The sequence below is a fragment of the Streptomyces aureus genome, assembly GCF_000725495.1.
Classification (GTDB): domain Bacteria; phylum Actinomycetota; class Actinomycetes; order Streptomycetales; family Streptomycetaceae; genus Streptomyces; species Streptomyces aureus_B.
In genome coordinates this window covers 1-496 of sequence record NZ_JNZD01000082.1, presented here as the reverse complement: position 1 = coordinate 496, position 496 = coordinate 1, and the positions used below count along the sequence as shown (strand labels likewise).

The 496-nt window shown below is 66.5% G+C and carries 1 protein-coding gene; it reads right to left on the bottom strand.

Annotated elements, in window-relative coordinates:
* Positions 1-496, bottom strand: a 496-nt coding sequence (locus tag IO36_RS36050) for a coiled-coil domain-containing protein (RefSeq protein WP_037626582.1), incomplete at both ends; no start/stop codon positions are given.

Below are 496 nucleotides of genomic sequence, written 5' to 3'. Positions count from 1 at the left end.
GTGGCCAGGGCCGCCTTCTCCTGCGCCGTCAGCGAGTTGAGGAGCTTCTGCGCGGAGCCCAGCTTGCTCTGGACTTCCTTCTTCTTCTTGGCGAGCTCGGCCCGGGTGTCGGCGAGGTCCTTGAGCTTCGCGGAGGCCTCGGCGCGCTGCTGGGCGAGCGAACGCTGCTTCTCCTGGACCTTCTTGAGCGACTCGACCTGCTGGGCGCTCAGCTGGTCCATGGCCGAGGCCTTGTCCAGGAAGTCGTCCGGGTCCGAGGAGAGGAAGAGCGCCACGGAGGGGTCGATGCCGCCGGTGCGGTACTGGGCGCTGGCCATCGAACCGAGGCCGTCGCGCAGCTCGTTGAGCTCTTCCTGGCCGCGGGCGACGTTGTCCTGGAGGGCGCTGATCTGCTTCTGCAGCTTCTGCTGCTTCTCCTTGGCGCCGTCGAGCTTCTCGGTCGCCTGCTCGGCCTCTTCGTAGAGCTTGTCGACCTTGGTCTTGACCTCGTCCTTGT